The organism is Pseudactinotalea sp. (genome assembly GCF_048594945.1).
GTDB lineage: Bacteria > Actinomycetota > Actinomycetes > Actinomycetales > Beutenbergiaceae > Pseudactinotalea.
Map to the genome: position 1 here is coordinate 1 of NZ_JBMDXJ010000438.1, position 3,183 is coordinate 3,183.

Here is a 3,183-nt window from a genome sequence, read left to right on the forward strand (position 1 = left end):
CATGATCTCGGTGAGGATGATGCGGTGGTGGCTGTGCGCCGTCGAGTGCAGCCGGTCGACGGCCTCGGTGGCGATCTCGGTGGCGGTCGCGAAACCGAACGTGGTGTCGGTCTCGGCGATGTCGTTGTCGATCGTCTTGGGCAGGTGGATGACGTTGAGGCCGGCCTTGACCAGGCGCAGCGCGTTCTTCGCGGTGCCGCCGCCGCCGAGCATGATCAGCGCGTCGAGACCGGCCCGCTCGTAGTTCTCCACCACGGTCGGCACCATGTCGACCGGACCGTCCTCGCTCGGGAACTTGTGCACCTTGTCGCGCGAGGTGCCCAGGATCGTGCCGCCCACGGTGAGGATGCCGGAGAGCTTGCGTGAGTCGAGGTCGTCGTGGCGGTCCTCCACGAGGCCGGTGATGCCGTCGCGGAACCCGATCAGCTCCATGCCGTAGTGGCCGATCGCTGTCTTGCCGAAGCCGCGGATCGCCGCGTTGAGGCCGGGCGAGTCACCGCCCGCGGTCAGGATGCCGACTCTTGTGCTGGTCATGTGATTCCCTCCGAGGCCGGTCACCGCGTCGAGTACTACCCCTGCTGATGGGCGGCGTAGCCGGGAATGATCTGGTTGGTGATGATGTCCTCGAGCACGTCGTGGTGGGCGAATCCGTTCCACGCGGCGGTGAGGGTCGCTCGCTCCAGATCGGCCAGGTCCCAGCCCGCTTCGGCCACGAGCAGCGCCATCTCACGACTCATCGACGTGCCGGACATCAGCCGGTTGTCGGTGTTGATCGTCACCGCGAAGCCCAGGTCGCGCAGCCGTGTGATCGGGTGGTCGGCGATCGAGGCACCGGTGCCCGTCTGAATGTTCGAGCTCGGGCACACCTCGAGCGGGATCTGCCGATCCCGCACCCAGGTGGCGACGACACCGAGCTCGGCGGAGTCCGGGTCGGCGGGGTCAGCACCCTCGCTCGTCCGCACGTCACCGATGATGTGGACGCCGTGCCCGATCCGCAGGGCGTGGCAGTCGATGACGGCCTGGTCGATCGAGTCGAAGCCGGCGTCCTCACCCGCGTGGATCGTCACCGGCACGCGCGCACCGCGCAACCGGTCGAAGGCGACCGTGTGCAACGTGGGTGGGAACCCGTCCTCGGGACCCGCGATATCAAATCCAACAACCCCGACTCCGAGATTCTCGATCGTGAGCTCCGCGATCTCGGCGCTGCGTTCGGCCTGGCGCATGGCGGAGAGCAACGTGCCCACGCGGATGGTGTGCCCGTTCTCGGCAGCCTCGGCCACGCCGTCGGCGAAACCCTGCTCGACGGCGTCCACCACCTCCTGCAGGCTCAGTCCCCGCTCCTGGTGCTGCTCGGGCGCGTACCGCTGCTCGGCGTAGACCACGCCGTCGGCGGCCAGATCGAGCACCGACTCCTTCGCGACCCGGCGTAGTCCCTCCGTGGTCTGCATGACCGCACACGTGTGCGCGAACGTCTCCAGGTAGCGCACCAGCGATCCGGAGTCGCAGGCCTCGACGAACCACTGCGCGAGCGCATCCGGGTCGGTCGTGGGCAGCTCGTGGCCGATCTCGGCGGCGAGCTCGATGATCGTCGCCGGGCGCAGCCCGCCGTCGAGGTGGTCGTGCAGCACGACCTTGGGCAGGGCGCGGATCTCGTCCGAGGTCAGGGTCACAGTGCCGAGCGTAGTGCGGACACCTCCACACGGGCGAGTGCCGCGGCGACGTCCTCGGTGCAGGCGCGGATGCTCCTCACGTGCGGGAGGTCGCCCACATCGGCACGGTCCTGACCGACGATGTAGGCCTCCTCGGCGGCGCGGATCATCGGAAGGTCGTCGCGGCCGTTCCCGAGCACGACCAGGTGCTCGTCCGGCTCGCGTAGCGCCGCCACGGCCTGCCACGTGCCCACGCCGGCAGCGACGATGTCTGCGGCGCCGGACGAGTGCCTTGCCAGGGTGACGCCGGGGACGTCACGCACAGCCTCCGCAGCATGTCGGGTGTCGGCGACCGTGCCCATCACGACGTCAGTCAGGTCACCGGGCGCCGGCGGACCGGGCAGCACATACCGGTGCGCGGTACCCAGCGTCGGCAGCGCATCGGGACTGCTGGCAGCGAAGTACGTCCCGTACTCGAGGCAGAAGTCGGCCCCGGCCGCGACGAGCCTGTCGACGACGGTCGACAACGCCGCCGTGGCGAGCGGCACTCGTGCCGTGCCGGCCGAGGTGACCGTGAGCGCACCATGGCAGCAGATACGCCCGAGCCGGTGCTGCAGCTCGGGGAACCACTCCCAGACCTGGCGTGGGGACCGCGATGTCGCGACGGCGATCCGTACGAACGGCCGGTGCGCAGCGAGCCGACGCAGGGCCGCGATCACCGGCGGCTCCGGTCGCTCACCCGTGAACGTCAACGTGCCGTCGAGGGCGCACACCAGCAGGAGGCGAGGAGCCGAGATCACCGACGTAGCCATGCCGACAGCCTGCGCATGACCGCTTTCTCCTCGCTTTCGTGGCGCCGCCGTGGCTACCCTCGGGAGCGGTCGGGGAGGTGATCCAGTGCTGTTTCGCGTGCTCGGCCCTGTGGCTCACCACGTGGGTGGGCAGTGGGTCCAGGCGGGTGGCGCCCTGCGCCGGCGCCTGCTCGCGGTCCTGCTGGCACGAGCGGGCCAGCTCGTCTCCCACGACCAGCTCGCGGAGGCGCTGTGGCAGCGCGACGCGGACGCGCGCGCCCAGCAGCGCCTGCATGTGCACGTGCACCGGCTTCGGGCGGAGCTGGAGCAGCCAGAGCTGCTCATCGGCCACGAGGGTGCGTATGAGCTACGCCCGCCACCGGGGAGTCTCGATGCGCAGCGGTTCGAGGAGCAGGCGGACCGGGCGTCCGCCTCGCAGGACGAGACCGTGAGGGCCGAAGCCGCGCTCGCGGCCCTGCGCGAGTGGCCGGCAGGCTGGTCGGTACGCGCCTACGACTCCGTCGATGTCGCCGTGTGCCGCGACGAGGCCGAGCGGCTGGAAGCCTTGCGCATCGACGTCGCCGAGCTGTATCTGACCGCGGAGGTCCAGCGCGGCCGGCACCTCGACGTCCTCCCCGAGCTGGCGGCGCTGGCGCGTCTGCACCCGCTGCGCGAGTCGATGCAGGCACAGCTGATGCGAGCGCTCCATCAGGCCGGCCGGCGCCACGAGGCGCTCGAGGTCT

General features: G+C 70.3%; 4 protein-coding genes. 1 reads left to right on the forward strand and 3 read right to left on the reverse strand.

Annotated features, from left to right (window positions below; all coding sequences use genetic code 11):
- From ACOJSN_RS19910 to ACOJSN_RS19920, 3 genes are all read right to left on the reverse strand, one after another.
- Positions 1-534: 6-phosphofructokinase (locus ACOJSN_RS19910; RefSeq protein WP_420114223.1), on the reverse strand; the 534-nt coding region annotated here is incomplete at its 3' end.
- A 35-nt stretch (positions 535-569) separates the two neighbouring features.
- A complete protein-coding gene (locus ACOJSN_RS19915; protein ID WP_420114224.1) occupies positions 570-1,670 on the reverse strand; it encodes an adenosine deaminase in 1,101 nt (366 codons plus the stop codon).
- Positions 1,667-2,461, reverse strand: coding sequence for an HAD family hydrolase (locus ACOJSN_RS19920; RefSeq protein ID WP_420114225.1), 795 nt, complete (start codon positions 2,459-2,461; stop codon positions 1,667-1,669). Before ACOJSN_RS19920 ends, ACOJSN_RS19915 begins: the two co-directional genes overlap by 4 nt.
- Before the next feature lie 85 nt (positions 2,462-2,546).
- On the opposite strand from ACOJSN_RS19920, the gene ACOJSN_RS19925 reads away from it, so the two are divergent.
- Positions 2,547-3,183 (forward strand): AfsR/SARP family transcriptional regulator (locus ACOJSN_RS19925; protein WP_420114226.1); only part of this gene is annotated, 637 nt, incomplete at its 3' end.

Excerpts from the sequence above, each read along its gene's own strand:
- ACOJSN_RS19920 (WP_420114225.1), bottom strand. The coding sequence starts at position 2,461 with ATGGCTACGTCGGTGATCTCGGCTCCTCGCCTCCTGCTGGTGTGCGCC.